The following is a 26476-nucleotide window of genomic DNA, read 5'->3' on the forward strand; positions in this document are numbered from 1 at the left end:
TCCACTATTTATTCTACTTACAAAGCTCCCTCTGATCTGGATAAATCGAGCTATGGGCTCGGCATAGAGGGAAAAGCTCCCTTTAATCGGGGTGATTCTATCCCAATACAGCGATTTGGTCTGGATTAGAGGTAGGATTTCCCTTTAAATCGCAAGCGAGGGCGGAGACGGGGACATTAGAGGTCCAATTTTCCTCTTGCTGCAAAACGGTAAGGTGTGCGCGGTGGGTGGGGCGGAAATGTAACGGACATTCTCGACCCTTAGCCGCCTGTTTTTTGTTAGCCGCGATTGTAACGGACATACGCGACTCTTAGAAGCTTAAAAGGGGAGAAATGCCCCTGATTTGAAGCTGTAAGAGTCGCTGATGTCCGTTAAAATCTCAATTTGTTCGATTTCTCCCCTAAGGGTTGCTGGTGTCCGTTACAATTTCGGCAGCCGGGCGTGGCTATCGTACGGGGGAAACAAGATCGCCGCCGGCATGGCCATCTTACGGGACAAACAAGATCGCCGCAAGGCGTTTTTCTCATAATTAGATTGGAAAAGCGGAGGTTGACGAGCATGCGTTATGTGGCGGGACTGGATGGCGGCGGTACCAAGACGGCCGTGACGGTGGCGGAGGAGAGCGGACGTGTTGTGCACAGGTTCACGGCGGGCCCTCTGAACTTGAACGGCCAGGACGAAGCCAGCGTGAAGGCGACTTTGCATGAGATTGCTGCGAATGTCGGACATGTCTGTGAGGGAGGTCTCGCAGCCTGTGTCGCGATGGCTGTAGGAGCAGCCGGCATCAGCAACCCTACCGTAAGCGGGCGATTGACGGAAGGCTTAAGAGAGGGGGGCTTCGCAGGGAGACTGGTGCTGGTAGGCGACCATGAGACGGCGCTGTGGGGCGCCCACGAAGGACCCCGCGGGATGATTCTGATCGCGGGAACCGGCTCCATCGCGTACGGCCGCAACGCGGACGGAACCGTACATCGCGCCGGCGGCTTCGGCCATCTGATCGACGACGAAGGCAGCGGCTACAGTATCGGCCGCGATCTGCTATCCGCCGTCGTAAGAGCCTCGGATGGCCGCGAAGCAGCGACCGTCGTGACGGAGCTGGTCTACGCGCGGCTCGGCCTGTCGACGGTGCAGGAGCTCGTCGGCTTCGTTTACGCCAAGGAGCGCAACAAAGCCGACATCGCCGCGCTCGCTCCGCTGTTGTCCGCCGCCTGCGAGGCGGGCGACGCATCCGCTCTGCGCATCGCGGAGCGGAACGCGCTGGCGCTCGTCGACACGGCTTCTGCCGTCGCGGAAGCGCTAGGCCTCGCCGAGAGCGGCGAGCTTGCGCTGCTCGGCAGCGTGCTGCTGCAGAGCAGCCAGGTGCGCGCGGCGTTCAAGGCGGGCATGGCGGCGCGCCACCCGCGGCTGCGATGTATCGATGCGCGGCGCGACGCGGCGCATGGCGCCATGCTGCTCGCGCTTTCGGAGCTGCGAGGCGTGTCTGCCGTGCGCGAGTAACCAAGTGTGCGGAAGGAGTGGATTGGGTTTGTTTCAGTGGAAGCAAGAGAAGTCGTACGTCTACGCAGTGGGATTGATGTCCGGCACGTCGCTGGATGGCGTGGATGCCGCTGTCGTTCGGATTGACGGCTGCGGCTTGGAGTCGAAGGTCGAGCTGGTGCATTACTATAGCCGTCCTTATGACGATGCGCTAAGGGGGCGTCTAAAGGAGCTATGCGATCCTGTGTCATCGGATGTGGCGAAGATCGCCGGGATGAACGTTTACATCGCCGAACGGTTCGCCGAGGCGGCGATCGAAGCCGTGCGAGAAGCAGGACTTCGGATGAGCGATATCGCTTTCGTCAGCTCGCACGGTCAGACGATCTGGCATATGCCGGAGACGTCAACGACCGATCCGTACCTGACTCGTTCGACGCTGCAGATCGGCGATCTGTCCGTCATCGCCAAGCGGACGGGATGCCTGACGGTCGGGGATTACCGTCCGGCCGATATGGCCGTTGGCGGACAAGGAGCTCCGCTTGTGCCCTATGGCGACTTGATCCTGTTCCGCCATCCGTCCAAGGGGAGACTGCTCCAGAACATCGGCGGCATCGGCAACTGCACGGCTATTCCGGCGGGTGCAGGAGTAGAAGACTTGTTCGCGTTCGATACCGGACCTGGCAACATGATTATGGATCAGGTGATCTTTACGTTGACAGACGGTCAAATGAGCTATGACTCCGAGGGCGCCTGGGCTGCTCAGGGCCAAACTGATGAGGAGCTGCTAGAGTGGATGCTGTCGAATCCTTATTTTGCCCTGCAGCCACCCAAGTCGACAGGACGCGAGTTGTTCGGAGCCAGCTATACGGCCGAGTTCATCGAGATGGCAAAGGCACGCGAGCTGGAGGCGGCTGACATGGTTGCGACCGCGACGGCTTTCACGGCGCGATCCATCGCGAATGCATGCCGCGACTTTGTCATGCCTCGCTGCCGTCTGGACGAAGTCATCGTAAGCGGCGGCGGAGCCCATAATCGCACATTGCTGAGACAGCTTGCGGAGTTGCTGCCAGAGCAGGCGATTCTGACCTCCGGCGAGCTGGGCTTAGCCGACGATGCGAAGGAAGCCGTTATTTTCGCCTTGCTCGGTAACGACTTCCTGAGAGGGATCAGCAACAATGTGACGGCAGCCACGGGAGCCTCCCGACCGACAGTCATGGGCAAGTTGGCTTTGCCATAACGGAGCAAGATTAGGGAAGCATGACAAGAAGATTCCCCTTGTCTTGTCGTCGCACGGAGAGAGGAGAGCGGATGAAATAAGCCGCTGCAACTAAGCTTTCCTTCTCCCTGCGGCCATCAGTCGGGAAGCAAAGCGCAAGCCTTGCCTTCGGGCGGATCGGCCATCTCTGTCGTCAGTTTCGTTATTCCCCTGCCATCAGGATCGACGCGCTAAGCGTCCACATTATAAGAGCGAAGAATATACCGGAAGAGAAAACGTACCTGTCAATAGACGCGTCTTTTTTTATCGCGCGAAGCAGTCCGGCAAAGCTAACGATAAAACAAAATGCATAAATTGGCATAAACAACGTACCTGAAAAACCGATAAATGCCTCCAATTCCATCATCGCTCCCTCTTATGAAAATACAACCGCAAACCCCACGACGGCAAGCGCCGGCATCGCCACCATCACAATGATCGCCAGCCTGCGCCAAGACTTCCTCTCCGCTATACGGAGCAGCATGTCCACCCCAAAGTACAGCAGCGCCGTAACGGCAAAACTCGCGATAACCCACCATTCGAGCTTGTCCAACTGCATAAGCCAACCGAACAAGGCGCCAAAAAACGTATGGCCAATGGCCGACAGCCCTATTCTTGCAGCGCGATTAGGCAACCATTTGTCCGTTGCAAACTCTAGCGCAAGCGACACGATTGTACCGTACAACAATACGACAGGGTACGCGACGAACGAAACGACTCCAAGCGTGGAGATGAACTGGCCTGGGTTTCCATTGTTAATTGCTGTTGCAAAAAACAGCACGCACGCGCTCCCTGCCGCAAACGAGCTGATCATCTTTCGGAGAAACATATACACGCGACATCACCTCGCCTTTTGTTTGGAGTTTGCACCTCGCATCGCCGCTATGATTGCAAGGACTACGACCGCAGCCGCTCCCATCCACACATAAACCGAAGTCCAAGGTCCCGCCCCCGCATAGCGGCCATCATAAACAGCGGCAATGTAGTCGCCCTCCGGCGTCTGAACGGCAATGGTGTCTCTCGTATTCTCGCCGATTATGGCATAATATGCCGTGCCCTTAGGCATCGTATTGGAGAAATTGCCTCGATACGTATCCTCGCGGTCAGAGTAATGAGTTACTTTGCCGATCTTTTTGCCAATCCGATCCTCCGTGACCTTTGCATCCGTTACCGTATAACTGCCTCCGTCATACACGACGAATCTCGAATTCCAATCAGCGAATACGTTGGAAGACGAGCCGCAGCATAGCAGCACGAAAGCCAACAAGAATACCGTCGTCCATTTCTTCATTAGCATCGTCTCCCGTTTCCGTTTTATCCAATCCGTTCAAAAGATTAGACGCATGTAACAAGGGATAAGTTGTTCCCAATTCTACACGGATACCCATCGTCTACTGAGGATTCAAGCTGCGATACATTTTCGCCAGCGATTGGCAGATTCTCTCCTGAATAACTTTCGAACGGAAATATCCGCCATGGGAACCAAGCGGCGTCCAGGCCATGAGCCCTGGATTGCAAACCTCGACGTCTTCGACGACGGCATTATCGTATTCCGGGCTTAACGGTTTGAGCGGATAGGCAATCATATCGTCCTTATCATAAAAGTTGACCCATTCGCCTACGTGCTTCAACCTGAACTTGGTGGCAGGGACCGAGACGGGCTTGCCAAAATCGTCGTAGCGAAGCGTCCACAACGCCAGCGGGCTGCCCATCGTAAAGAGATGGGAGAGGGTCTCGCCTTTGACGAGCGGAGAATTGCCATGCGCAATGATGGATTGAATGCGGGGAGGCAGCTTGCGGTTCTGCAAATCGTAGAGATAATTGCTGGCTACGACTGTTCCCAGACTGTGGCCGATGAGACAGAGGGGAGCTGAAGCCCCGGCCCGTTCGGCAAGACATTGGAGCTTGCGAGCGACGCGTTCGTGGATGTCGGTATAAATATATTCATGGGGAAGCGGATTATCGGCTTGGGGAATAGGCTGGTAGGCGATCGCATCCCCGGCGAAGCTGACCATGAAGCCTCGGGCATCGATCCAATCGTCCCAGCGCAGCTTATATGGCGCAAGCTTGCAGAGGAGCTTCTCCTCCAGTCTTTCCGTAATATCTCCCCAGTAGATGCCTTCCGTCACAAGCTCGATATCGGGGCAGATCAGAGATAGACGCTTGTTCAGCGCGGCAGCCAGCTCCTCGTGGAAATCCGGCTTCGGCCTGCCTATGCCGTGTATGAACCCAACCGCGATTCTCATCCCCATTCCCCCTCGTCATAAGCAGAACCGTTATCGTTCAACATATGCGGGGGATGGGCGAATGCTCCCGTTCTGAATTGTCCTAAAGTGAGAAAACCTCTATCGAGGCCTTTCGAAGATGAGCGACCTCCAGCTTTGCAAAGCAAAGCCGCTTCGGAAGCATGAGGTAGGTTTTATCGCCAACAGGAGTGATCATTTTTAGCAAAAAAAAAGTCCGCCAAATGGCGAACCGGTTAAAAAGGACAGGCAACTGTCAACGTTCGCCTGTCGTTATGCAGATGTGAGATAAGTCGGCGGGTTTACAATTGAGGAGTTTCCTCCCTGTAATCTTCCACGATGACTTCCAGCTCGCCCGTCTCGGGATGGATCACAAATCCGTGAACAGGAATGGCTTTCGGGAACAGCGGGTGATTGCGGATCATACGCACGCTGTGCATGACGCCTTCTTCCGCGCTGCTGAAGCCCCTGAGGAAACGTTCCATGCGGATGCCGGCATTTTCCAGCGTCTGTACGGCCAGCGGATCGATGCCATGCTCGCTGAACTTGGCAATCATGCCTTTAGCATCCAGATTAGTCATACCACAGCCGTGATGGCCGATCACGAGCACTTCTCGTGCGCCAAGCTCATAGACGGCTACCAGAATGCTGCGCATGGCGCTTCCGAACGGCTGCGTTAAAATGGCGCCGGCGTTCTTGATGAATTTGGCGTCGCCGTTGCGAAGGTTCAACGCTTTGGGCAACAGCTCGAAAAGACGTGTATCCATACAGGTGAGAATGGCAATTTTTTTCTCCGGGAACTTATCGGTTAAGTAGGCCTCGTATTGTTTCTCCTCGACGAATTGCTTATTAAACTCCATAAGCTGAGGTACGATAGACATGGAGCATCTCCTCGATTCTGTAGATATTTAGGCATGATGTTAGAATAGGCTGTCTTTTATTATTCATATCGTAAGCGCATACGTCAATCGCCAATTGTAAACGGCTTGAGATGAATGAGCGAATTTGTCCGTACTTGCGGGGTTTGGAAAGTTCTGTTCATAGGGCATGCTTGACATGAAACCTTTGGGTGTCATATAATTCGAATGTGAAACCTTAAGGTTTCCTATTGAGCGAAATGATTAAGCATTACAATGCGAGAGGCAGGAATGTTCATGGACAATAATGGATCTTCAACGAAGCTGGAAGACGTCGTTCAGCAGGTTTTTATTGCGGCGCCGCCGGACAAGGTGTGGGAAGCTGTAGCGACCTCGGAGGGGATTGCGGCTTGGTTTATGCCGAATGATTTCCAGGCGGAGCTGGGACATGTCTTCCATCTGGAGGCGGGTCCTTTCGGGAAATCGCGCTGCGAGGTGATCGAGCTGGATCCTCCTAATCGGCTCGCGTTTACGTGGGACAAGGACTGGACGGTGACGTTCCAGCTGGAGGAGACGGCAGGCGGCACGAACTTCACGCTGACGCATGGAGGTTGGGACGAGAATACGGCAACATCCTTCGGCGAGAAACATGCTGTCGTCCGTGAACGTATGGCTGGCGGCTGGGTCGGCATCGTTAAGAAGCTGGCCGAGTACGCAGGACAATAAAGCACATGGGGGCGCCGCAGCCTAAGGCTGATATATTCCAGGCCATTGCCGATCCTACCAGGCGGGAGCTGTTGCATCTGCTGAGCGCGGAAGAAATGCCCGTAGGAGCGATAAGCGGCCACTTCCCTATTAGCAGGACGGCCGTGTCGAAACATCTGAAGGTGCTGTCCGATGCCGGACTGGTGCAAGACCGGAAGGTGGGCCGCGAGACGCGTTATCGGCTTAACGCGGAGCCGTTGTCGGAGCTAAAGCGATGGCTGTCTTACTTCGACCGTTATTGGGAGAACAAGCTGTCCGTGCTGAAGCATTACGTGGAATCGGGAGAAGAGAGCATTGCCACAGGACCGAAACCAGTCCCGGTTAGTGACCCCGACACAAGCGAATCAGGTCTTTAGCAGCCGGGCATAAAGCTTTTCGGCCTTTGCAGGGCACAAATATACCGTGCATTCGAGGGGATTCCCCGAGGATGCGCGGTTTTTTTATGTCAAAAAAGCCCGATGAGCTGCAAAACGGGCAGGTGTGCCGGCGGGTGGGGCGGAAATGTAACGGACATTACTCCGTTGGTTACAGCAAAGCTTCTTCATGGTAGAGAGCGGATCGGTCGTGAAGAACCTTAGACATATATGACGGGTTTCTGTTACTCCTCCAATAAGTTGCGATGAAAAGCTTCCCACTTGCATCAATGTGATAGGCTTATCATGAAAAGGGTGCGAATAGAAGGGAGAGTGGCTTATGAAACTGAATCATGTTAACCTCACAGTTACCGACGTCGCGGCCGCAAGGGATTTTCTGCAGAAGTACTTTGGATTAAAAGACGGGGGAGGGCGCGGGAATTCATTTGCGGCTTTATTCGATGACGACGGGTTGGTGCTTACGTTGATGAAAGGGACGCACGTCAGCTATCCTGGCACATTCCATATTGGATTCATACAGGAGAACGAGGAGAAAGTGAACGAGATCAATCAACGATTGAAAAGCGACGGCTTCGACGTCGAGCCTCCCCAAAGATCGCATGGCTGGACGTTCTATGTAGAAGCTCCAGGAGGATTTACTGTAGAGGTTCTTGCGTGACAAGAATGCCGGATGGCAAGAGGGCTGGCTGTCGACGTATAGAAATTTCCTCCGAAGCAAACAATCTAATGATTAGCAGTAGAGGAGGGAATATCAGGTGAATATTCAACGAGCCCAGGAAATCGCGGATTCTCCCATAATGGAACATGTGGAGTACAACGGCGTTCGCATTTACATCCAACATGTGGATGAGCAAAACGAGACGGCCAGAATCTATCCGCTCAATCAGCCGGAGCAAGAAATGGAAGTTCCCGTACGAACTCTCAGCGAACCTGATTCTCAAGTGGCCATGGAGATCGAGGAAATCGCGTGCAGGGTTCAGAGCGAGGGTTAATCGGCATTTTCGATATCCGCTGGCACGGAAAGGACCGTCAGGCGGTTTGAGCCTGACGGTCTTTGTGCAATTATAGGAAGTATAAGATTTTCGATATACTTCCTTTACATTTCTCGGAATGCAACTTGCTGATCTGCAAAGGTCGGCGACAGCCATTTCACCTCAGGTAGTACAGGGAAGCCAGTTCCTTCTCATAGACAAGCGAAGTCAAGAGATGCTGGCAGCCGTTAGGTCACGAATAGGCTATCTTCTTAGCAAACCGAGATCGAATTCCGGCACAAGGCCTTGCTTCGCGGCCCTTCCCAGCAGCGACTCGATAGCGGCAAAACCTGCCTCGCCGAGATCGCGGCTAAATTCGTTGACATAAAGCTCGATATGCGATTGTGCAACCTGGGGGGAGAGCTCCTGCGCATGGGCCATTACATAGTCGCGCGAAGCGTCCGGGCGGCTCCAGGCGTAATCGAGCGAGGCACGAATCCAATCGCCGATTGCATCGGCATCCAGATCGCGGCGGGCGATGATGGCGCCGAGCGGGATGGGAAGCCCTGTGTCGTACTCCCACCAGCTGCCGAGATCGACCAGCATGGACAGGCCGTAGTCGCCATAGGTAAAGCGGGCTTCGTGAATCACTAGCCCGGCATCGACGCGACCTTCGCGAACGGCGGGCATAATCTCGTGGAAGGGCATGACGACGATCTCTCCTACGCCACCGGGCACTTGCTGATCGGCCCATAACCGAAACAGCATATAGGCGGTGGAACGATCGCTCGGCACGGCGACTGTTTTTCCGGCGAGGCTGTCCCCGCGGAAGGCGACCGCGTCTAGCGGACTTGCGTCAGTGGCTGTTTGGTCGCCTTCGGCGGAGCCCGCAATCGGCTCTCTCGTCAGAACAAGCGGACCGCAGCCTCGTCCCAAGGCACCGCCGCACGGGATCAGCCGATAATGCTCAAGCACCCACGGGAGGGCGGCGTAGGAGATTTTCATCACCTCGGGTCCTTCGCGCCGCGCGGCCAGGTGATTGGTAATGTCGATATCGGCATAAGTAACGTTGAGTTTCGGCGCACCGGGTACGAGGCCATGCGCCCACGCATGAAAGATAAAAGTGTCGTTCGGACAAGGAGAATATGCGATATTCATGTTGTTTGCAAGCTCCTTTCAAGCTGGAAATAAGGCCCCTGCGCGCTAGGCGCCGAGGTTTCTTGCTCTATTGGATGGAAGACGATGACGGTCACTCATCTCGTCGTTTCGCGATAATGAAGCAACACACCAGACTGCGGAACATAGGCTGCAGTGGCAGCCCGTGATCTGGCGAGATGCCTACCAGGAATCAGCGACCAGTAGGTGCGATTTAGCCAACCTCTAACGGACATGAGCGCTCAGTGAGTGCTATTCAGCCAATCTCACGGACATCATCGCTCAGTGTGTGCGATTCAGCCATTCTCTAACGGACATCATCGCTCAGTGTGTGCGATTCAGCCAATCTAACGGACATCAGCGACCAGTGTGTGCGATTCAGCTAATCTAATGGACATCATCGCTCAGTGAGTGCGATTCAGCCAATTTAACGGACATCAGCGACTCTATATTGGCGATTCGGACAATTATAGAAACGTAACGGACATGAGCGACGTTATTGAGCCCCACAATGTCGAAAGCTGATGGGAAACGTGCCAATAAGGTCGCCTATGTCCGTTAGAATTCGAAATCGGCCAATATTCGGCGTATAGCGTCTCTCATGTCCGTTAGCGCCAGCCGCCAGCCATGGGGCGGTTGGTTGCCTGCCTCGGGCACCTGTTAGCGCCAGCCGCCAGCCATGGGGCGGTTGGTTGCCTGCCTCGGGCACCTGTTAGCGCCAGCCGCCAGCCATGGGGCGGTTGGTTGCCTGCCTCGGGCACCTGTTAGCGCCAGCCGCCAGCCATGGGGCGGTTGGTTGCCTGCCTCGGGCACCTGTTAGCGCCAGCCGCCAGCCATGGGGCGGTTGGTTGCCTGCCTCGGGCACCTGTTAGCGCCAGCCGCCAGCCATGGGGCGGTTGGTTGCCTGCCTCGGGCACCTGTTAGCGCCAGCCGCCAGCCATGGGGCGGTTGGTTGCCTGCCTCGGGCACCTGTTAGCGCCAGCCGCCAGCCATGGGGCGGTTGGTTGCCTGCCTCGGGCACCTGTTAGCGCCAGCCGCCAGCCATGGGGCGGTTGGTTGCCTGCCTCGGGCACCTGTTAGCGCCAGCCGCCAGCCATGGGGCGGTTGGTTGCCTGCCTCGGGCGCCCGTTAGCGCCAGCCGCCAGCCACAGAGCGGTTGGTTGCCTGCCTCGAGCGCCCGTTAGCGCCAACCGCCAGCCATGGGGCGGTTGGTTGCCTGCCTCGGGCGCCCGTTAGCGCCAACCGCCAGCCGCAAGGCGGTTGGCTCCTTGCCCTCAGTCTGCAAGCACAACCCTCGCCAATGCCGGCGGGCTCGATTAGACCCCTGGGCCGCCGCTCTCCGCCGCGGCCTTGTCCAGTCTGCGCCAAGCGGATGCAATGGCGCCAAAAGCTTGCTCCAACGCGCGGAGTGCATCGCCGATCCGCCAAGCCTCCCGGTCGCGCGGACCGACGGCGTTGGAGATGGCGCGGAGCTCTGCGCACGCGACGCCGAAGCTCTCTGCGGCGACCGCGACGCCGTAGCCTTCCATGCCTTCGGCTGCAGCGCCCGGTACGAGCCGTCCGCGCAACTGAGCCGTCTCGGCCCGGCCCGTCGCCAGAGAGACGGACAGAATCGGGGCCAGCGCCGCTTCCAGCCCAGCGTCCTGGAGCGCCGCTGCGATTCTGGCGCTCCATTCGGCGGAGACGAGCCCGCGGGACGTGCCGAAACCAAGCTCGTCGAGCGTGAGCTGGCCTTCCGCCGTCTCTGCGCCGAGATCCGCTGCGACGATGGCATCGGCGACGACCAGCGCCCCGATGGCGGCAACGCCTGGGAAACCGCCGCCGATGCCTGTGCTGATGACGAGGTCGTAATTGCCGCGCGCGAGTGCCTTAGCCGTACCGGCTGCGGCGTAGGCAGGTCCGACGCCAGCGGCGATGACCTCAAAGCGAACGGCTGTGCCGCTGTCTATTTCGTCCTTAACAGAGGCCTGTCTTTCGTGTCTCTCATCAGTTGCTATAATAGCTCCATCTCCTGGCGAGGCTCCGCAACTTGCCGAGAGACCGCGCAGCACGGCATCGCGTTCGGCGTCGACGGCGGTTACGATGAGCACGTTAAGCGTTCGCCACACGCTCGCTTGAGACGTAGCTGTATTCAATGTTAGGTGATAGGAATCCATCTATCTCATTCCTCCTGCTCTTACGCGTCTTCGGACGACGCTGTCGCATCGGTATCCAGAGGCGGGGCTGCGGGCAGCCGCACCTCGACGCAAGTTCCTTCTCCAAGCGTGCTGCAGAAGGAGAGGCTGCCCTTGTGATTGTCGATGATTTGCTGGCATACCATAAGGCCCAGTCCGTAGCCCTGGCTCTTGCTCGTAAAGAACGGCTCGCACAGTCGCGGCAAATCCTCTTCGGAGATGCCGTAGCCTTGGTCGATGACTTGAATGACGACCTCATCCTTATCCGCCGGGGCAACACGAATATCGAGCTTGCCGCCGCCGCCCGGCATCGCCTCGATGCCGTTCTTGATGAGGTTGATCATGACTTGTTTGATCTGGCTGCCCACAACGAAAACATCCGGTGTATTCTCCTCAGCCTCATAAGATAGCATAACCCCGTTCAACCGAGCCTCCGATTCCATAATCATCACGATGTCTCTGATGATGGGAACAATCTCGACCCGCGCATATTGGTTGGCTTGCGGCTTGGCGAGCACCAGGAATTCGCTGACAATCATATTGATGTCGTCCAGCTCGGACAACATGAGGTCCAGATGCGTTTCGGACAAGGAGCCGGTCTGCTTGTGCAATTGCACGAATCCGCGCAGCGTGGTAAGCGGGTTGCGAACCTCGTGGGCAACGCCGGCCGCGAGTTGTCCGATGATTGACAGCTTCTCGGAGCGCCTCAGCATTTCTTCCGCTTGCTTGCGCGACGTAATATTACGTGAGATCGTGGCTATGGCGACGATCTGCTCCTCCTCGTCGCGGATGGCGGATACCGTCATGCTGACATCGATCCGCTCCCCTGACTTGGTAAGGTGGACGGTCTCGTAATCCGTTACGGAATCGCCGTACAGCACCTTGTTCATGATGGCGAGCTTTTCGCTTGCATATTCATCGGGAAGATTAGGGGTTGGATGACCAAGCACCTCGTCCATCTTCCAACCGTACATCCGCTCGAAGGCATTGTTGACCTGAATAATGTTGTAGTCCAGGTCGACGACATGAATGGCGTCCGACGTATTATTGACGAACGACTCCAGATACTGCTTCGTGCTTTGCAGCTCGTTTGCCGTATCCTTGAGCTGGGTCGTATATTTCAGCAGGTTGGTGCCCATGGAATTGACCCTCGCGGCCAGCAGGCCGATCTCGTCCTTGTTTCGGATCGAGATGGGGGCGCTGAAGTTGCCTATCGACATGGCGTTTACCTTGGACATAATCTCATGCAGAGAACGCAGCATATACCCTGCGATGATATAACTCGCTCCCATCGCCAGAAGCACGAGACCGAGAGAGATGAGCGAGTGGACAAGCAATTGTTGGCGCAAGGGCTTCATGAGCTCCTCTTCGTCGAATGCGACCCCAATGACATAAGGAGAACCCGTTACGATAGGGATGAAGCTGCGGATCACCTTTTTGCCGTTCGCCTCGAACTTGTCGAAGACCATCTCGTTCTTTTTGAGCGCGGTCTGAATGTGCACGGCGTCTTCGTCCGGATTGCTGTAGGTATATTCGCCGAACATAATGTCCCTGACATCCAGATTGTAGACGGGAATATCCTTTTTCATTTTAATGATTTTTTTCTTTCCGAAAAAGTCGGGGTTGAATCCCGTGATCTCAAGCAAGCTATTTTGGAACGTAACCAGCTGTTTCACCAGAGTATTTGTACCGTCCACGAGATTGAACTTCGTTGTCTGCTGCGCGTTGACGATGGTATTAATCATGTAATTGGTGGAGCCGTCGTAATAATACCCCCACTTGTTAATCTCGTTAGGATTGGACACGGCGTAGTTGATCGGTCCGGAGTAGAAGTGCTCCATCGCCAGTCCTTCCTTTACGGTGACGGGCTTTAAGTCCATTAGTTGATGGAACGCGGTATTCCAGTAATCCCATGAGCTTGAATTGAGATTCAATTCTTCCTTATTGGAGGATCGAACGGATACGATCTCATCGTCGATTCTTTGCCATAACGTAATGTCATGCAGTCCGAGCTCTTTGCTCAGGTTGATTAAGTCGTCATTGCTAATATTGCGGATATCGGGATCCAGACGCCCCTTTGCGGCTAGAGCCGCGAACCGGAGCTGCTCGGCCAGCTCGATGTCGATCTGGACGCGAACATTCTCGAAAGAATCGACCGATACGACGAGCTGCTCCGCGATGCTGCGCATCTGGCTCTCCAGTGCGACCTCTTGCGCCAGCTTCGACGTGTAATAAGAAAACCCGATATTCAGGATCAAAATGATCGCCACGATACCGGAGATCGATAAGGATAACTTGGCTTTTATGGACACGGAGGTTCCCCCTGCTATCTAAGTTGTAACTAGTACAATTAGACAATAACAGGGCAAAATCCTTTAACCCCGTCGAAACTCCTCTTCTGCCAAATATTCCAAAGCCTCCTTATAGGATTCGAAGGCCATGTCGATGGCGTCCCCCGCGTACAGGTACCACATCTCCTCATCAAAGAGAAGCGTGTAGGCTTCGCCGCCAGGGCTCAGCCACCGTTCGGTGACCGGGAGGGGCTTTCTGTTCGCGGCAGCGCGTTCCGAACCGGAGGATTCGGCGTCGGCGGGCCCGTCCCCCGATAGCGAAGCGATGGAGCGCGCGACCAGTCTCCGGAGCTCTTCCTCGGAGTAGTCGCGTATATTCACCAAACCCTTGGAATCCACGTGCACATCGCCGAGAAGACCTGCGTAGACGAAGCCGTTGCCATTGGGATGAAGGTGGTAGACGACGGTTTTTTTGTCATGGACGCTCTCTTCGAAGTGGAAGTTGACCCGCCCAAGCGAAACGTCCTTCCGCTGAAGCTCAGGAAAGGACGCGATAATATCAATTTTCTGTTGGAACGTTAGCATAACGACAGATGGCCTCCTTGGTTGGCTGCCCTAGTCGGCTTTCCTCCGCAGCGTCAGCAGCGCGGCACCGCCCAGAATGAGCAGAATCGCGAAGTAAGGCTGGCCTTTCAACATCTCGCCCATCAAGGCGCCGAAGGAGAAGACCGCGAAGAAGAGCAGGGACAGCACAGTTAGAATGTTGATCGGAATCAGCAGCCACTTGTTGCGGTTGCCGAACCAGTAAAACTCGAACAAGCCGACAGCAGGCGCGAGGATGAAGCCGGGCCACATATACTCCCAGTTGCCGAATAACATGGCGATCTGACAAACGATGCCTGCTGTGATGAGCACGCCGCCCGGGATCAGTACGCCGATGCCCTTGCGCCCCAGCACGCTGAAATACAGCCAGTGAAAGAACAGGCCAACCGGCATAACGAAAAGCGATGGCCAGAAGTAGGCAAAGATTTTGCCGGGACCAAACGACTCCCCTTGATTCAAGAGCAGGACGACACCTAGCAGGAGCGCGAGCGCGCCTCCGATTGTTTTGATATTCATGATTAAACACTCCGTTCTATTAGTATATACAACTGTAACCCTTATTCCAATCTTCAATGCGCTTGAAATCTTGTACTTGCTGGAGATTATTCGGGATGATTGAGCACCTCCCTGCCGATCTCGAAGGGGGAGGAGACTCCGTCGTACATCAGGTGCATCGTCATGCCTGCCGCCGCATGTACAAGATTGTGGCAATGATCCATCCAGAGTCCGGGATTGTCTGCGAGAAATGCGACTTCGTACACTTCGCCGGGCAGGACATCCAGCGTATCCGACCACCAGGGACTGCCGGTCGTGACTTCGCCGTTCCGGCTTAGGACAAGCATATGATGACCATGCAGATGCATGGGATGATCGACGGCGCTTCGGTTGATGATCGTAGTTTTCACCACTTCCCCTTCCTTCACGACGAACATCGGCGTGCGGGGGAATACATTCCCATTAATTGTATCATATAAGCCGGGAACTCCGTTATAAAAAGCTAATCCGTTATCGAGCAGCATGGTGAATTCTCTGTCGAAGACGCTGTCCGGACCGAACGGGGTGTCGGCAGGCTCGCCATAATGCGAAGGATCGAAGAGGCCGCCGCTGCCGTCGATGTCCGGCACTTCGTAATCCTTTCCGCCATCAGGAGCCAGAAGCACGCCAAGCTTCTTGCTGCCGTTTACGCTCACATAGACGGGATTGTCCGGCATGACGAATGCGAGGTCGTATCGCGCTCCCGTCGTTAAGTAAAGCGCGGTGCCGCGAAGTTCGCCGGGTTTGTTCAACTCGACGCCGTCGATGGCCGTTACCCGGAAGGGGGTTCCCGTCACGTGATGCGCCTTGCGCGTCCAGTTGTCCGTATTCAGGAGCCTGATCTTTACGGGCGTGCCGGGCGCTACTATCTTGCGCTGCAACGTATCGTTGTCTCCGATGGCGAGACCCCCTCCTTCCCAGACATGGGTCGCAACCGTAATGTCTTCGCCCGGTTCATCCTCTGTAGATGGAGGATCTACGATCAACATGCCGAACAGTCCTTTCTCGACGGCTTCCTTGGAATGCTGGTGGGAGTGATACCAGAACGTGCCGACCTGCTCCGCACGGAAACGGTACGTGTGGGATTCGCCTGGCATGACCGCGTCCTGCGTGGCGCCGGGGACGCCGTCTTCGGCGTTGGGCACGTCGAGACCGTGCCAGTGGATCGTGACGCCGTCTGCGATATCCTCGTTCACGAGCCGCACTTCGATTAATTCGCCAAGCTTCATTCGGAGCTCGGGACCGGGAATGACGCCGTTGTAGGTCCAAGCCTGCACGGCTTTGCCGGATGACAGCTTCACCTCCGCCTGCTTCGCGACCAGATCGAAGACGCGATCTGCTTCGCCGTCTCTTGGACCGGCGAGATCAGCAACCGAGATTGAAGGGCTTCCTGACGCTTCTTGGCCGGCTTCGGTTCCAGGGAGATGGCTGGCGTGCAGCAGGCCGCCCAAGGCGGAGTGACTGTGCTGCTTGGAGGCAGTCCCCGAGAGACCCCAATCCGGCGTACCCGTCATCATCGGCATACGGTCGGGAAGGCGGCTTTTGTCGGCCGCGATGAGGACCGGCAAGCTGATGATTACGGCTGCCGCGATGGCGGAGCCGCTAATGCGGAATCTTCTTCGCCAAGGGCGGTAGACGGTAGCTTCCGGGGAAGCGGCGGCTACCTGATTCCGGTTGGATTGATGCATCCAGAGCAGACCGCCGAGGAAGACAAGAATCGTAATCGGCATCAATACTTTGAACCAGACGAACGGAAGGGGAGGAGCCAGGAAGAAGTAGAAGGCGCCTGCCGCCGCCAGAGCCGTCAGCTTGAACGGCATGACGAGCCCGGTCTCGGTGGCGTGCCGCCTTCTAGCGACATCCAGCTCTTGGTCCGAGCCTGCCTGCGTGCGCTGTGCGAGCTTGCGGATCCGAGGCAGCGCCGAAAGCGGGATGGAGATGGCTGTCAGCAGCAGCAGCGGCGTTCTCAGCAGGAGCCGATCCAGCCAGAAGGCGGGGTGATAGGCTGCGGCCAGCGCGACGTCCGCCGCCGAGGATAGAAGCGCAAGCAGGAGCAGGCTCCAGCTCCAGAATATCAACTTGCGCGTTTTGCGATTAAGCTCTTGTTCATTTTTGCTGAATATCAGCTTGGATGACTTGTTTGCGGCAATCAAGCTCATAATTAACAGGATCGCGAGCGCTCCTTGCCCCGTATTGACGATTAAGCTGTACATCTGATAAACCCCCCGGTTATTCGAGAAATGATGCGTGCCTGTCGTGCACTTCCGATGCGAGCGCCGGCCTCATCTGGGATATGAAGGCGGCTTCTCGTCATAAAACTTGTTGTACCGTTCAAAGGACGGCGGCAGCCGTTTCAACTTGGAGTATAGGAAAGCATATCAACACGCCGTACTATCTCTATATTCCTCGGAACGAAACGCGCCCCGCCGCCAAAGGACGGCTTAGCCGTTTCGCCTTGACTGTATTAATCGTATCCTTCGACGTTCCTCATCGGAACGGGCGAGAGGCTTAAGCTAACCTAGACCTCGGTCGGGGGGGAGAAGCGGGAGGGAATAGCGTCGTAATCGAACATGGAGTGCTACGTCCAGCTTGCTGTCGAATCCTCGTAGAACTTCGAGAAGACAAGTGGTCGAATCCGGGCGAAAACTTCCTATGATCCGACAATTTACACCTCTTGTCTCTCAGCGTGAAAGCGCTACAATTAAGATAAGAAATAGGACAGGAGGTGATAGACATGAGCCAAGATCAAGACGTGGTTCAAGAAAATGACGAAATCGTGGAGCTGATCGAAGGAGAGGCTGCTGCAGAGGAATCTGCTGCTGAAGCTATCGAGGTCGAGGCGGTGCTCGCGGAAGAAGCGGAGGAAGAAGAAGCCGAAGCGGAGGCCGAAGCCGTTACGGAAGCCGAGCTGGAGGAAGAGCTTGAAGAAGCTGCCGCTGCTTCGGACGAAGAGGCGGAGGAAGCTCCGGCAGAGGAAGAGGAATAAGGCGTCAAGGACGCAGGCAGCCAGGCTCGCGCTTGGGCTGGCCGCATCCGTGGAATGAAACCCGTACTTCGTATCAGAAGTTTATACCTATACATGCGTTGCAATCGTATCTTGCCGTATTCTGGCGGACAAGCCACGGTTCGACGCCGCGGGCTCTCGCGCGTGACAAGGCAACGTCCTTGCGCGCAGTGAGCAAGCCTGCAACCGCAAGCCGCTCTGGCGCTGATTGTATTCAGCCGCCGGGGCGGCTTTTTCGAACGATAAGTCATTGAGGTACGGGAGTCCGGAATGCATATAGCGACAAACCAATTTATAATGGCGGATGGCTGCTCCAATGGAGGGTTATTGAGTAGCGATAATATTTGTACAAATATACACAAATATAGCTGGGTATGTGCTGCATATCGATTTAATTGTACGAAAATACATAAATTTGGGTTCGCAAAGGCTCGAATCGCCGATGTGAGTCAAGGATTTGTGTACATTTGTACAATTTGCCGGTTGAGGGAAGCAAAGGCTAGTAGATTTGAGTAAAAATGTACAATTGTTACGGAACTCAGAGGGTCAAGCTATACAATCACACAGCATCGTTCTAAACATGGGCAGCGGCTAGCTGTTATGCTGCGCCGAATTCTGGAAGTTATTTAGCTTTATTAGCTTTAAGAGAAAAACGAAAAAAAAGCTGTTGACATTGAGATATCTTTAGTTTAAGATAAATGACATGAACGAAACATAAGTAAGTTAATTATTAAAGGTTAGTAATCGGCAAGAAGCAACAAGAGAAGACACTTCTGCGACAAGCAGAGCGCTATAAAACTAAAACATTATATGGAGGTTGTTCACAATGGAAAAAACAGTTTGGGCAGTAGACGCATCCCACAGTGTGGTAGAGTTCTCCGTTCGGCACATGATGATCGCGAAGGTAAGAGGTTTGTTCCACGCTTTCGAAGCGAACATTGATGCAGACGTTAACGATCTGACGACAGCGGACATCACGTTCAAGATCGATCTGAGCAGCGTAGACACTCGTAATGGCGACCGTGACGCGCATCTGAAATCCGCCGACTTCTTCGACGTTGAGAAGCACCCCACGCTCGACTTCAAAGCGACATCGATCACGAAATCCGGCAAAGGCGAATACGAAGTGACCGGCGATGTAACGCTGCACGGCGTAACGCGCTCCGAGACGTTCGAAGTATCGTTCGAGGGCTCCGGCAAGGACCCATGGGGCAACACTAAAGCGGGCTTTAGCGCGAAAGGCGCTATTAACCGCAGCGACTACGGATTGACTTACAATGCGGCTCTGGAGACAGGCGGCGTTTTGATCGGCGACGAAGTGAAAATCTCCATCGAGATCGAAGCTTTGCAACAAGCGTAATTGAGGCAACGAAACGGGAAACGGTTTGCTGGAGCATGCTCCGGCAGACCGTTTTTTTGTTTTGTAGAGAGCAAGCGGGTGGCGATTGTGTATGAAAAAGCGAGTACAACGGTGCGCAGACGGACGGGGACGAGCGAATGAGTATGAAAAAGCGAGTGCAACGGGGCGCAGACGGACGTGGGCGAGCAAATGTGTATGAAAAAGCAAGTACAACGGGGCGCAGACGGATGTGGGCGAGCAAATGTGTATGAAAAAGCGAGTACAACGGGGCGCGTAGGCCATGCGGCTTGTGCTCTGGACGCAGCTCCGGTACTTTGGTAAGCTTCCTGTGTACAGGTTGCTTGAACGGATGGAGGGTCAGCACATAGAGTGCTGCACATGAATCAATTAACATGCCATGTCCCGCTTGAGGGGAAGCATGGACATGGCATGGTAGAGGAGTTTCTGCAGATGAAGAGGAGCGAGACGGAGTCTCTCCGCAATATCGGCATTTTCGCGCATGTCGATGCAGGCAAGACGACAACGACGGAAGGTTTGCTGTATCTAAGCGGCCGCATCCGCGAGCTTGGAAGCGTGGACGAAGGAACGGCGCAGACCGACTCTATGGAAGTCGAGCGGACGAGAGGCATCTCGGTGCGTGCGGCCTCTGCCCGTTTCCAGCGGAACGGGACAACGATCAATTTGATCGACACGCCGGGCCACGTCGATTTCCTTTCGGAGGTCGAGCGCTCGCTGCGCGTCATCGACGGCGCGGTGCTGATTCTGTCGGCGGCGGAGGGCGTACAGGCACAGACGGAGGTGATCTGGCATGCGCTGCAAGAGAGGGGGATTCCGACCCTATTGTACGTCAATAAAATGGATCGCACGGGCGCCTCTGCCGAACGAACGCTCTCGGAGATCCGGCGCTTGCTGACACCGAATGCAGCGCCAGTGCAGGCGCCTGTCGGCTCCGAAGAGACGTTCGACGGAGTCGTGCCGATCGTATCGTTCGGATCCTTGGCAGCGGACGAGAGCCAGAGCGCCGAAGCAGCCAGTCAGCGCGCTGAAAACGCGCAAGCGAGTGTCTTCAGCGCACGCAAGTTCGCATCACGCAAGGACATCGATGGCGGACGGCAGGACGAGAAGCGGCATACGTCAAGCGACAGCGAGTTCGCGGAACTGTTCCGGCAGGCGCTCGCCGAAGCGGTCGCGGATGCAGACGAGGAACTGATGCTTCGTTACCTGGAGCAGGGCGATTTGACGGGGCAAGAGCTTGCGGAAGCCGTCCCTCGCCTGGTCAAAGAGGCGCGGCTCCATCCTGTGCTGTTCGGTGCATCCGCCAGGGGCTTGGGCATTGAACCGCTGATGGACGCGCTGATTGCACTTCTGCCGGCTCCCAAGGGCGATGCGAACGCTCCGTTGTCCGGCGTAGTTTTCCGAGTGGAGCGGGATGCTGCCATGGGCAAGATTGCATACGTGAGATTATATGGAGGCGTCATTCGCAACCGGGATTCCGTCCTCAATCTGACGAGAGAGATAGAGGAGAAGGTGACGCAGATCCGACGCATCGACGGCGGCCGCCGGACTGAAGATGTCGGGGAGCTGCGAGCCGGGGACGTAGCGGCCGTGTACGGCTGGAGCGAGGCGCGTATCGGGGACATCGTCGGGAGCGCGGAAGGAGTGCCCGGAGAGGCGAGGCTTGCGGTTCCGCTTCTCACAGTGCAGGCGAAGTGGACCGATGAATCGCGCTACCCCGCGATTGTGACCGCGCTTCGCGAGCTGACGGAAGAGGACCCCCACCTCGACTTGCAGTGGCTGCAAGAGCAGCGAGAGCTGCATGTTAAGGTAATGGGACCCGTTCAGATCGAGGTGCTGAGCCAAGTGCTGAAGAGCCGATTCGATCTCGATGTCGAGTTCGGCGCTCCTTCCGTTATTTATAAGGAGACGCCGGCGGAGACAGGAGAGGGCTTCATCGCCTATACGATGCCGAAGCCTTGCTGGGCCATCCTGAGATTCCGCATCGAGCCGGGCGAACGGGGCAGCGGCTTGCATTACGAATCGCTGGAACGTACGGAACGGCTGCTGGAGAGCTACCAGAACGAGGTGGCCCGTCGTGTGCCGGAAGCGCTTCAGCAGGGTCTGTTCGGCTGGGAGGTTACCGATCTGCGCGTCACGCTTGTCGAGGGCGAGCATCATGTGTGGCACACGCATCCGTTGGACTTCGCCCTGGCTACGCCAATGGGCATTATGGACGGCTTGAACCGGATCGGCGTCAAGCTGCTGGAGCCTCTGCTGGCGTTCAAGATTTCCGTGCCGGAAGAGCATGGCGGCAAGATCATGAACGAGCTGATCGCCATGCGCGGAGAATTCGACGCTCCGCAGCTGCGGGGCGAACGGATGGAGCTGACGGGCAAGCTGCCGGTGGCGACTTCGCTCGATTTTCCCGCGAGATTCGGGTCCATGACCAAGGGCAGGGGCATCCTCTCGACGACGTTCGCCGAGTACCGCGAAAGCCCGCCGGACGTCAAAGCGGAGCGGCCTCGCAGAGGCGTGAACCCGCTGGATCAATCCCGCTTCATTCTGTATATGCGGAAGGCTCTCGCGCAATCATAACGTGCGGAGCATGGAGCAGAAAGGAGGTGCGTATCATGTCAGTGACGAGAATGCCGAGAGAAACGAAGCAATTGCTTGTGTCAAGTATCCGGCAGTATTTGGAGACGGAGCTGGACAAGGAGATCGGAGAGCTTGCGGGGGAGCAATTCCTGGACTATTTGCTGAGCGAGTTGACTCCGCATATTTATAACGGGGCGGTCGACGACGCCCGCAAGCTGCTGGAGGAAAGAATGGCCGCTGCGGACGATGATCTGTATGCCCTTAAGAAACCGCTCTTGAATGGCAGAAGGTAAGTGCGCTTCCTGCACGCGCGCATGAACGCTTAAACATAAAACGAGGCTGTCCCAAAAGCCAAATTATAATTTTTCGAGCCCCTATGGCAAGTCGGATTTTTTCCGAAAAAAAGGACCTCAGCCCCCACTTTACAGTGGAAATCGAGGTCCTTTCACGTATAGATTGGAACGTTCCCTTATCATTCGAATACTTTTGGGACAGCCCCATATTCGTTTACTTCATCTTTTTTTCTTTCCGGCGGTCAAACCAAGCCTCCAGCAAGCCCAATGCCCGTTGTTGTTCGGGGGTCTCCAAGCGATAAAAAAAACCGTGCTCTGTTCCTTCGATCAAAACGGCCTCTGATTCTCCTCCGTAACTTCTGATCTTCTCGCTCATGAGATGAATATGCGCGTGGGGAAAGAAATACTCACGCTCGGCAAGCAGGAACAAGAAGGAAGGACTATCCCGACCAACATGGTTAACCGGCGAGGCTTGGGCAAACATATCGGTACGATCGAGAACGTCATACGGATACCCGATAGTCTGCTCGATACTGCCTCTTATGTCCGCGTTCATATCCGGCCACTCCTCCAACGTTGCAGGACCGTTTATCGATACGCATGCATCGGGCTTCCGCCACAGGTCACGATCTTTCTGCGCAATATCCAGAGCTTCCGGGGAGACAAGCGCCAGCAAGGAAGCAAGATGCGCCCCCGCCGAGCTGCCAAGGACAATCATATTGCGGACCGTCTCCTGCCTGCGCTCCAGATGGCGCAGGAAGGCAAGATACGCTCCCGTTACATCGGTTAGCTGCTGCTTCCAGTTCACTTCGGGCGCCGGACGATAACCGGCGCTGGCACACCAGTACCCGCGGGAAGAAAAGTGTTCCAGATGATAATGGAACAGATCCCTGTTCCCGGAATTCCAACCGCCGCCGTGAATATAAAACAAGGCCGTAGGCCCCGCAGTACCATAGGGCGCGGCAATATCCACAACTCTTTTCCATACAATGGGCTGATCCAGATACAGCGTCGTTAGCTCCATACTCCCTGCCCCCATTATCAAAAAGCGAATCTTGGTTCAATGCCCCGATCTGATCCGCATGTTCCGGCAGACGAAGCAATCGATCTAACCTTTAACCGCGCCGAGCGTCGCGCCTTCCATGATCCAGCGTTGAAAGAACATAAACATGATGATCGAAGGCACCATCGCAATCATCACTCCGGCAAACATGGTCACCCAATCCGATGTGTACTGCATCATTTGATTCGCCGCGTACATACTGACGCCGATCGTGTATTTCGACTGATCGCTCAAATAAATGAACGGTCCCAGGAAATTATTGTACAGTCCCAAAAATTTAAAGATCGCCACCGTCACGATGCCCGGAATCGATAAAGGGAATATAATGCGCATGAAGACCTGGAAAATCGACGCTCCGTCCAAAAATCCGCTTTCTTCCAGCTCCTTGGGCAACGATCGCATGAAACCGCCCAGAAGCATAAGAAAAAATACATTTTCCCCGAGACTGTCGAGCAAGATGAGCCCGGTCAGACTGTTCGTGAGATGCAGCTCCCGCATCAGCACATATTGCGGAATCAACGCATTGATTCCCGGCAAAAACAAGGAAAGCATGATGAGCGCCCACATCAGCTTCCGGCCTTTAAACTGGATGCGGGTTAGCGCGTAGGCGTTAATCGTTGTCAGGAACGTGCCCAACACAAGACTGACTCCGACATAATAGAGCGTATTCAGCATCGCATTTCCGATGCCGTATTTGATCCAGGCATTTTTATAGTTCATCCAGTTTAACGATTCGGGCAGCGCCCACACATCTTGAAAAAACGACGGATTTGATCGCAGCGATTGATAAAACACCCATAAAAGCGGAAACAATATCGCCATGGACCAGGCGATCAGCAAAACCCACCAAACAACATCGATGATCGTACGTTTCTCTCGCATGCCTTCCATCCTCTCAATATTCAACCGACCGGTCAGGCATATATTTATCCATCAGCAATTTTGCTGTCACCAAAATGACAAACAGAAGCATGCCCACAGCCGAAGCGTAACCATAGTTATGATTTTCTGTTCCAAAAGCAAGATTGAAAATATATAGCCCGACTACATCCGTTGCTCCCGCGGGACCGCCGTTCGTCAGGATCAATTGTTTCTCGAATCCTTTCAGGGTGCCCAGAATCAGAAACAGCGCGCTTATGCGGACAATCGGCATAATTAGCGGTATCGTGATGCGAAATAAAATCGTCATATGGCGTGCCCCTTCCAAAATGGCCGATTCATAAAGCGACTTCGGAATGGTTGTCATGGCATTCATGAAAATAATGACGTAAAGGCCCACGCCTCCCCATACGTAAGGCGGTACAATCGCGGCAAGCGCGGTTCTGGCTTCGCCAAGCCAATAAAAATTGCCGATCGGCACACCCAGCAGCCGCAGGAAATCGTTTAACAACCCAAAACTTCCGTCATAGATAAATGTCCAGAGCAGGGCAATCACGATGGTAGAGAGCACATTCGGGAAAAAAAACAGCACTTTAAAAAAGGATGTTCCTTTATAGCCTTTATTGGCAAGCAAGTATCCCAATAGCAGTGAGATGGAGATGACGGCAATCGGCACGGTCGCCATGTAGAACAGGTTGTTCAGCAACGCCCTCCACACGTATTTATCCTGAAACAATGTCACAAAATTGCTCAAACCAACAAATTCCGGCTCGGAGATGCCATTCCAGTTCAATAAAGAATAATAGACCGACAACATATTCGGGTAGAGCGTAAACAGCAAATATCCCCCAAAGGCAGGAGTTAGCGCCAACAGCAAAAAGAGATTTCGCTGCATCTTCGCATTTTTCAACCCATCTTTCCACAAACCGGAAGCTGGGGATCGTTTGGCGCGCGACAGTCGATTCAATTCGGCAACTCCTTTCTGTATTAGAATCGCTTATGCACTTTTCCGCTGTATTGGCGACAAAGGATGATTAACCGCGAATACTTTGCCGCCAATAGCAGCGGGGAGTCATTTCCTTGCAAAAGCTATTATTTCTGTGCCTGTATCGCCTTTTCGATTAACTTTTCCGCCTCCTCGAGAATAGGCAGAGGTTCCTTATTTCCTGATGTAATGCCGATCGTGCCTTCCTGAATGACCTTGTTCGCTTGAGAGACGCTCGGGTCCGTTAACGTCCGATCCCGAACGGCCCCCTCCATTTTTGTGTTGTTGGCATTCATGTACTCGAACATCGCTTTCGGAGCATTCTGCAACTTGCCGGCTCTCGTCTCGTCATCGGAGAAGTCCTGGCGCACCGGCAATTGTCCGCCTTTCTCGGCGATGACCTCCTGTACGTCCAGATTCCACATCCAAACATTAAATTCTTTGGCCCATTGCTTGTTCAAATCCGGCTTGCCCGCCCAGATGTAGTGACCATTGCTTGCCGTGGAGCGAATCCATCTGGTGCCGTTCGGGTCGTCGCCCATAGGAACCGACATATAACCCCAGACGAACTCAGGCGGCAACGCCGACTTCATTTCGTTTTCCACATACACGCCGGTCGCTACCATCGCCGCCTGCCCCTGGATCATTTGCATTTGCGATTGAGTGTGCGACAAGGCCGCTACGCCTTCCGGGAAATATCCTTTTTGGCCAAGCTCATAGATTCGTTTCCATACTTCGATGCTTTCCGGCGAAAGATGCTGCGGCAAATTAAAGTTGCGGAAGTTCTTTGTAAACTCCTCCAAATTGCCGTTGATTTCAGCAAGCTCAAACATTTTGACTGGGCCGAATGCATGCTCGATATAATTCGGATATTGGCCCGGATACGTTATGGGAATGACTCCGTCCGCTTTGATCTTGGCCAGCAGTTCGACAAATTCGCTCCAAGTATTCGGCGACTGGTTCCATCCCTTCTGCTCGAACAATAGTTTGTTAAAGAACAGGCCGGATCCGCTGGCGGCTACAGGCAACGCATAAAGTTTACCCTGGACGACATTGACCGAAGCTTCAACCGCTCCCGGCATTACCAGTTGCTTGAGTGTTTTGCCGTTTCCATCATATAAAACATGGTCCCACAGATCGTCCTGCGGCTCCAGTTTGCCTGCCAGGACAAGCGGCGTTACTCCGCCCGGAATCGTTCCATTGAACAGATCAAACATATCGTCGTCGTCATTGGCCGATATTTTGGCATTGATAATATCGCCGATCTTCGGAGAATAGACGACCTCGAAGCTGACATTCGGGAATTTCTTTTTGAACGTGTCCATCGCATAATCGATGTATTCGCGCCCCATACCGCCTTCAAAGAAACCGAATTTCAGCGTCACGGCCTCGTCCTTCGGCAATCCGTTCTCCGGATATACGTCATCCTGGGCCGTGGCCGTCGGGGAACTTGTATTCGGCGCCCCGCTTGCCCCATTCGTTTCTTTATTTGTTTTGCCATTCCCGTTGCCGCTGCAGGCTGCCATGGACATCGCAAGCACCAAAGCAAGGAGCGCAACCACAATCGATTTCATTTTAACTGCCTTCATTGAAAGTCCCCCT

At 54.9% G+C, this 26476-nt stretch carries 24 protein-coding genes; 10 read left to right on the top strand and 14 right to left on the bottom strand.

From position 1 onward, the window contains the following. Nucleotides 1–441: 441 nt before the first annotated feature. Both B1748_RS32705 and B1748_RS32710 read left to right on the top strand, forming a co-directional pair. On the top strand, nucleotides 442–1497 hold the full coding sequence (locus B1748_RS32705; RefSeq protein WP_306299355.1) for an N-acetylglucosamine kinase: 1056 nt from the start codon (nucleotides 442–444) through the stop codon (nucleotides 1495–1497). A 28-nt stretch (nucleotides 1498–1525) separates the two neighbouring features. Beyond that, complete coding sequence (locus tag B1748_RS32710) at nucleotides 1526–2713, top strand: anhydro-N-acetylmuramic acid kinase (protein ID WP_256976090.1); 1188 nt, start codon at nucleotides 1526–1528, stop codon at nucleotides 2711–2713. Between the two features lie 394 nt (nucleotides 2714–3107). On the opposite strand, the gene B1748_RS32720 is transcribed toward B1748_RS32710, so the two are convergent. The 4 genes from B1748_RS32720 to B1748_RS32735 form a co-directional block, all read right to left on the bottom strand. Then, nucleotides 3108–3566, bottom strand: coding sequence for a hypothetical protein (locus tag B1748_RS32720; protein ID WP_143810427.1), 459 nt, complete (start codon nucleotides 3564–3566; stop codon nucleotides 3108–3110). 6 nt (nucleotides 3567–3572) lie between these two features. Next, a complete protein-coding gene (locus B1748_RS32725) occupies nucleotides 3573–4022 on the bottom strand; it encodes a hypothetical protein (protein ID WP_087572173.1) in 450 nt (149 codons plus the stop codon). A gap of 100 nt (nucleotides 4023–4122) precedes the next feature. Beyond that, on the bottom strand, nucleotides 4123–4977 hold the full coding sequence (locus tag B1748_RS32730) for a lipase family protein (RefSeq protein ID WP_087572174.1): 855 nt from the start codon (nucleotides 4975–4977) through the stop codon (nucleotides 4123–4125). A 299-nt stretch (nucleotides 4978–5276) separates the two neighbouring features. Continuing rightward, nucleotides 5277–5855 carry a beta-class carbonic anhydrase gene (locus B1748_RS32735; RefSeq protein WP_087572175.1) on the bottom strand — a complete coding sequence of 193 codons (579 nt, stop codon included), beginning with the start codon at nucleotides 5853–5855 and terminating at the stop codon, nucleotides 5277–5279. A gap of 273 nt (nucleotides 5856–6128) precedes the next feature. Between B1748_RS32735 and B1748_RS32740 the strand changes: the two genes are divergently transcribed. The 4 genes from B1748_RS32740 (at nucleotide 6129) to B1748_RS32755 (ending at nucleotide 7962) form a co-directional block, all read left to right on the top strand. Continuing rightward, nucleotides 6129–6557, top strand: coding sequence for an SRPBCC family protein (locus tag B1748_RS32740; protein WP_087572200.1), 429 nt, complete (start codon nucleotides 6129–6131; stop codon nucleotides 6555–6557). Between the two features lie 5 nt (nucleotides 6558–6562). Next, on the top strand, nucleotides 6563–6952 hold the full coding sequence (locus tag B1748_RS32745) for an ArsR/SmtB family transcription factor (protein WP_087572176.1): 390 nt from the start codon (nucleotides 6563–6565) through the stop codon (nucleotides 6950–6952). A gap of 337 nt (nucleotides 6953–7289) precedes the next feature. After that, nucleotides 7290–7628, top strand: a complete 339-nt coding sequence (locus tag B1748_RS32750) for a VOC family protein (protein WP_087572177.1) — start codon at nucleotides 7290–7292, stop codon at nucleotides 7626–7628. A gap of 97 nt (nucleotides 7629–7725) precedes the next feature. Beyond that, a complete protein-coding gene (locus B1748_RS32755) occupies nucleotides 7726–7962 on the top strand; it encodes a small acid-soluble spore protein H (RefSeq protein ID WP_087572178.1) in 237 nt (78 codons plus the stop codon). Nucleotides 7963–8205: 243 nt separating this feature from the next. Here B1748_RS32755 and B1748_RS32760 read toward each other — a convergent pair whose 3' ends face one another. The 6 genes from B1748_RS32760 to B1748_RS32785 all read right to left on the bottom strand — a co-directional run bounded on the left by B1748_RS32760 (nucleotide 8206) and on the right by B1748_RS32785 (nucleotide 16911). Continuing rightward, nucleotides 8206–9099, bottom strand: coding sequence for a 1,4-dihydroxy-6-naphtoate synthase (locus tag B1748_RS32760; protein ID WP_087572179.1), 894 nt, complete (start codon nucleotides 9097–9099; stop codon nucleotides 8206–8208). Nucleotides 9100–10412: 1313 nt separating this feature from the next. Further along, nucleotides 10413–11252: a futalosine hydrolase gene (locus tag B1748_RS32765; RefSeq protein ID WP_087572180.1), complete on the bottom strand. Its 840-nt coding sequence runs from the start codon at nucleotides 11250–11252 to the stop codon at nucleotides 10413–10415. 20 nt (nucleotides 11253–11272) lie between these two features. Continuing rightward, nucleotides 11273–13582, bottom strand: coding sequence for an ATP-binding protein (locus B1748_RS32770; RefSeq protein ID WP_256976091.1), 2310 nt, complete (start codon nucleotides 13580–13582; stop codon nucleotides 11273–11275). 63 nt (nucleotides 13583–13645) lie between these two features. Further along, nucleotides 13646–14146 (bottom strand): hypothetical protein, encoded by a 501-nt coding sequence (locus B1748_RS32775; RefSeq protein ID WP_087572181.1) that lies wholly within the window; start codon nucleotides 14144–14146, stop codon nucleotides 13646–13648. A gap of 30 nt (nucleotides 14147–14176) precedes the next feature. Beyond that, entirely contained in the window at nucleotides 14177–14680 is a 504-nt protein-coding gene (locus tag B1748_RS32780; protein ID WP_087572182.1) for a hypothetical protein, read from the bottom strand. 86 nt (nucleotides 14681–14766) lie between these two features. Continuing rightward, nucleotides 14767–16911 (bottom strand): multicopper oxidase family protein, encoded by a 2145-nt coding sequence (locus B1748_RS32785; RefSeq protein WP_087572183.1) that lies wholly within the window; start codon nucleotides 16909–16911, stop codon nucleotides 14767–14769. 521 nt (nucleotides 16912–17432) lie between these two features. Between B1748_RS32785 and B1748_RS32790 the strand changes: the two genes are divergently transcribed. From B1748_RS32790 to B1748_RS32805, 4 genes are all read left to right on the top strand, one after another. Further along, the gene (locus B1748_RS32790; protein ID WP_087572184.1) at nucleotides 17433–17684 is read left to right on the top strand and encodes a hypothetical protein; all 252 of its coding nucleotides are present in this window, start codon (nucleotides 17433–17435) and stop codon (nucleotides 17682–17684) included. Nucleotides 17685–18528: 844 nt separating this feature from the next. Continuing rightward, nucleotides 18529–19062: a YceI family protein gene (locus B1748_RS32795; RefSeq protein WP_087572185.1), complete on the top strand. Its 534-nt coding sequence runs from the start codon at nucleotides 18529–18531 to the stop codon at nucleotides 19060–19062. 450 nt (nucleotides 19063–19512) lie between these two features. After that, nucleotides 19513–21654, top strand: coding sequence for a GTP-binding protein (locus B1748_RS32800; protein ID WP_087572202.1), 2142 nt, complete (start codon nucleotides 19513–19515; stop codon nucleotides 21652–21654). 35 nt (nucleotides 21655–21689) lie between these two features. Continuing rightward, the gene (locus B1748_RS32805) at nucleotides 21690–21947 is read left to right on the top strand and encodes a DUF2164 domain-containing protein (RefSeq protein WP_087572186.1); all 258 of its coding nucleotides are present in this window, start codon (nucleotides 21690–21692) and stop codon (nucleotides 21945–21947) included. A 214-nt stretch (nucleotides 21948–22161) separates the two neighbouring features. On the opposite strand, the gene B1748_RS32810 is transcribed toward B1748_RS32805, so the two are convergent. The 4 genes from B1748_RS32810 to B1748_RS32825 form a co-directional block, all read right to left on the bottom strand. Next, nucleotides 22162–22971: an alpha/beta hydrolase gene (locus B1748_RS32810; RefSeq protein WP_179215941.1), complete on the bottom strand. Its 810-nt coding sequence runs from the start codon at nucleotides 22969–22971 to the stop codon at nucleotides 22162–22164. A gap of 84 nt (nucleotides 22972–23055) precedes the next feature. Continuing rightward, nucleotides 23056–23892, bottom strand: a complete 837-nt coding sequence (locus B1748_RS32815; protein ID WP_087572188.1) for a carbohydrate ABC transporter permease — start codon at nucleotides 23890–23892, stop codon at nucleotides 23056–23058. 13 nt (nucleotides 23893–23905) lie between these two features. Next, nucleotides 23906–24856: a carbohydrate ABC transporter permease gene (locus tag B1748_RS32820; RefSeq protein ID WP_256976092.1), complete on the bottom strand. Its 951-nt coding sequence runs from the start codon at nucleotides 24854–24856 to the stop codon at nucleotides 23906–23908. A gap of 125 nt (nucleotides 24857–24981) precedes the next feature. Further along, nucleotides 24982–26463 carry an ABC transporter substrate-binding protein gene (locus B1748_RS32825; RefSeq protein ID WP_256976093.1) on the bottom strand — a complete coding sequence of 494 codons (1482 nt, stop codon included), beginning with the start codon at nucleotides 26461–26463 and terminating at the stop codon, nucleotides 24982–24984. Nucleotides 26464–26476 lie beyond the last annotated feature (13 nt).

This window comes from Paenibacillus sp. MY03, from assembly GCF_002165585.1.
Classification (GTDB): Bacteria; Bacillota; Bacilli; order Paenibacillales; family Paenibacillaceae; genus Pristimantibacillus; species Pristimantibacillus agaridevorans.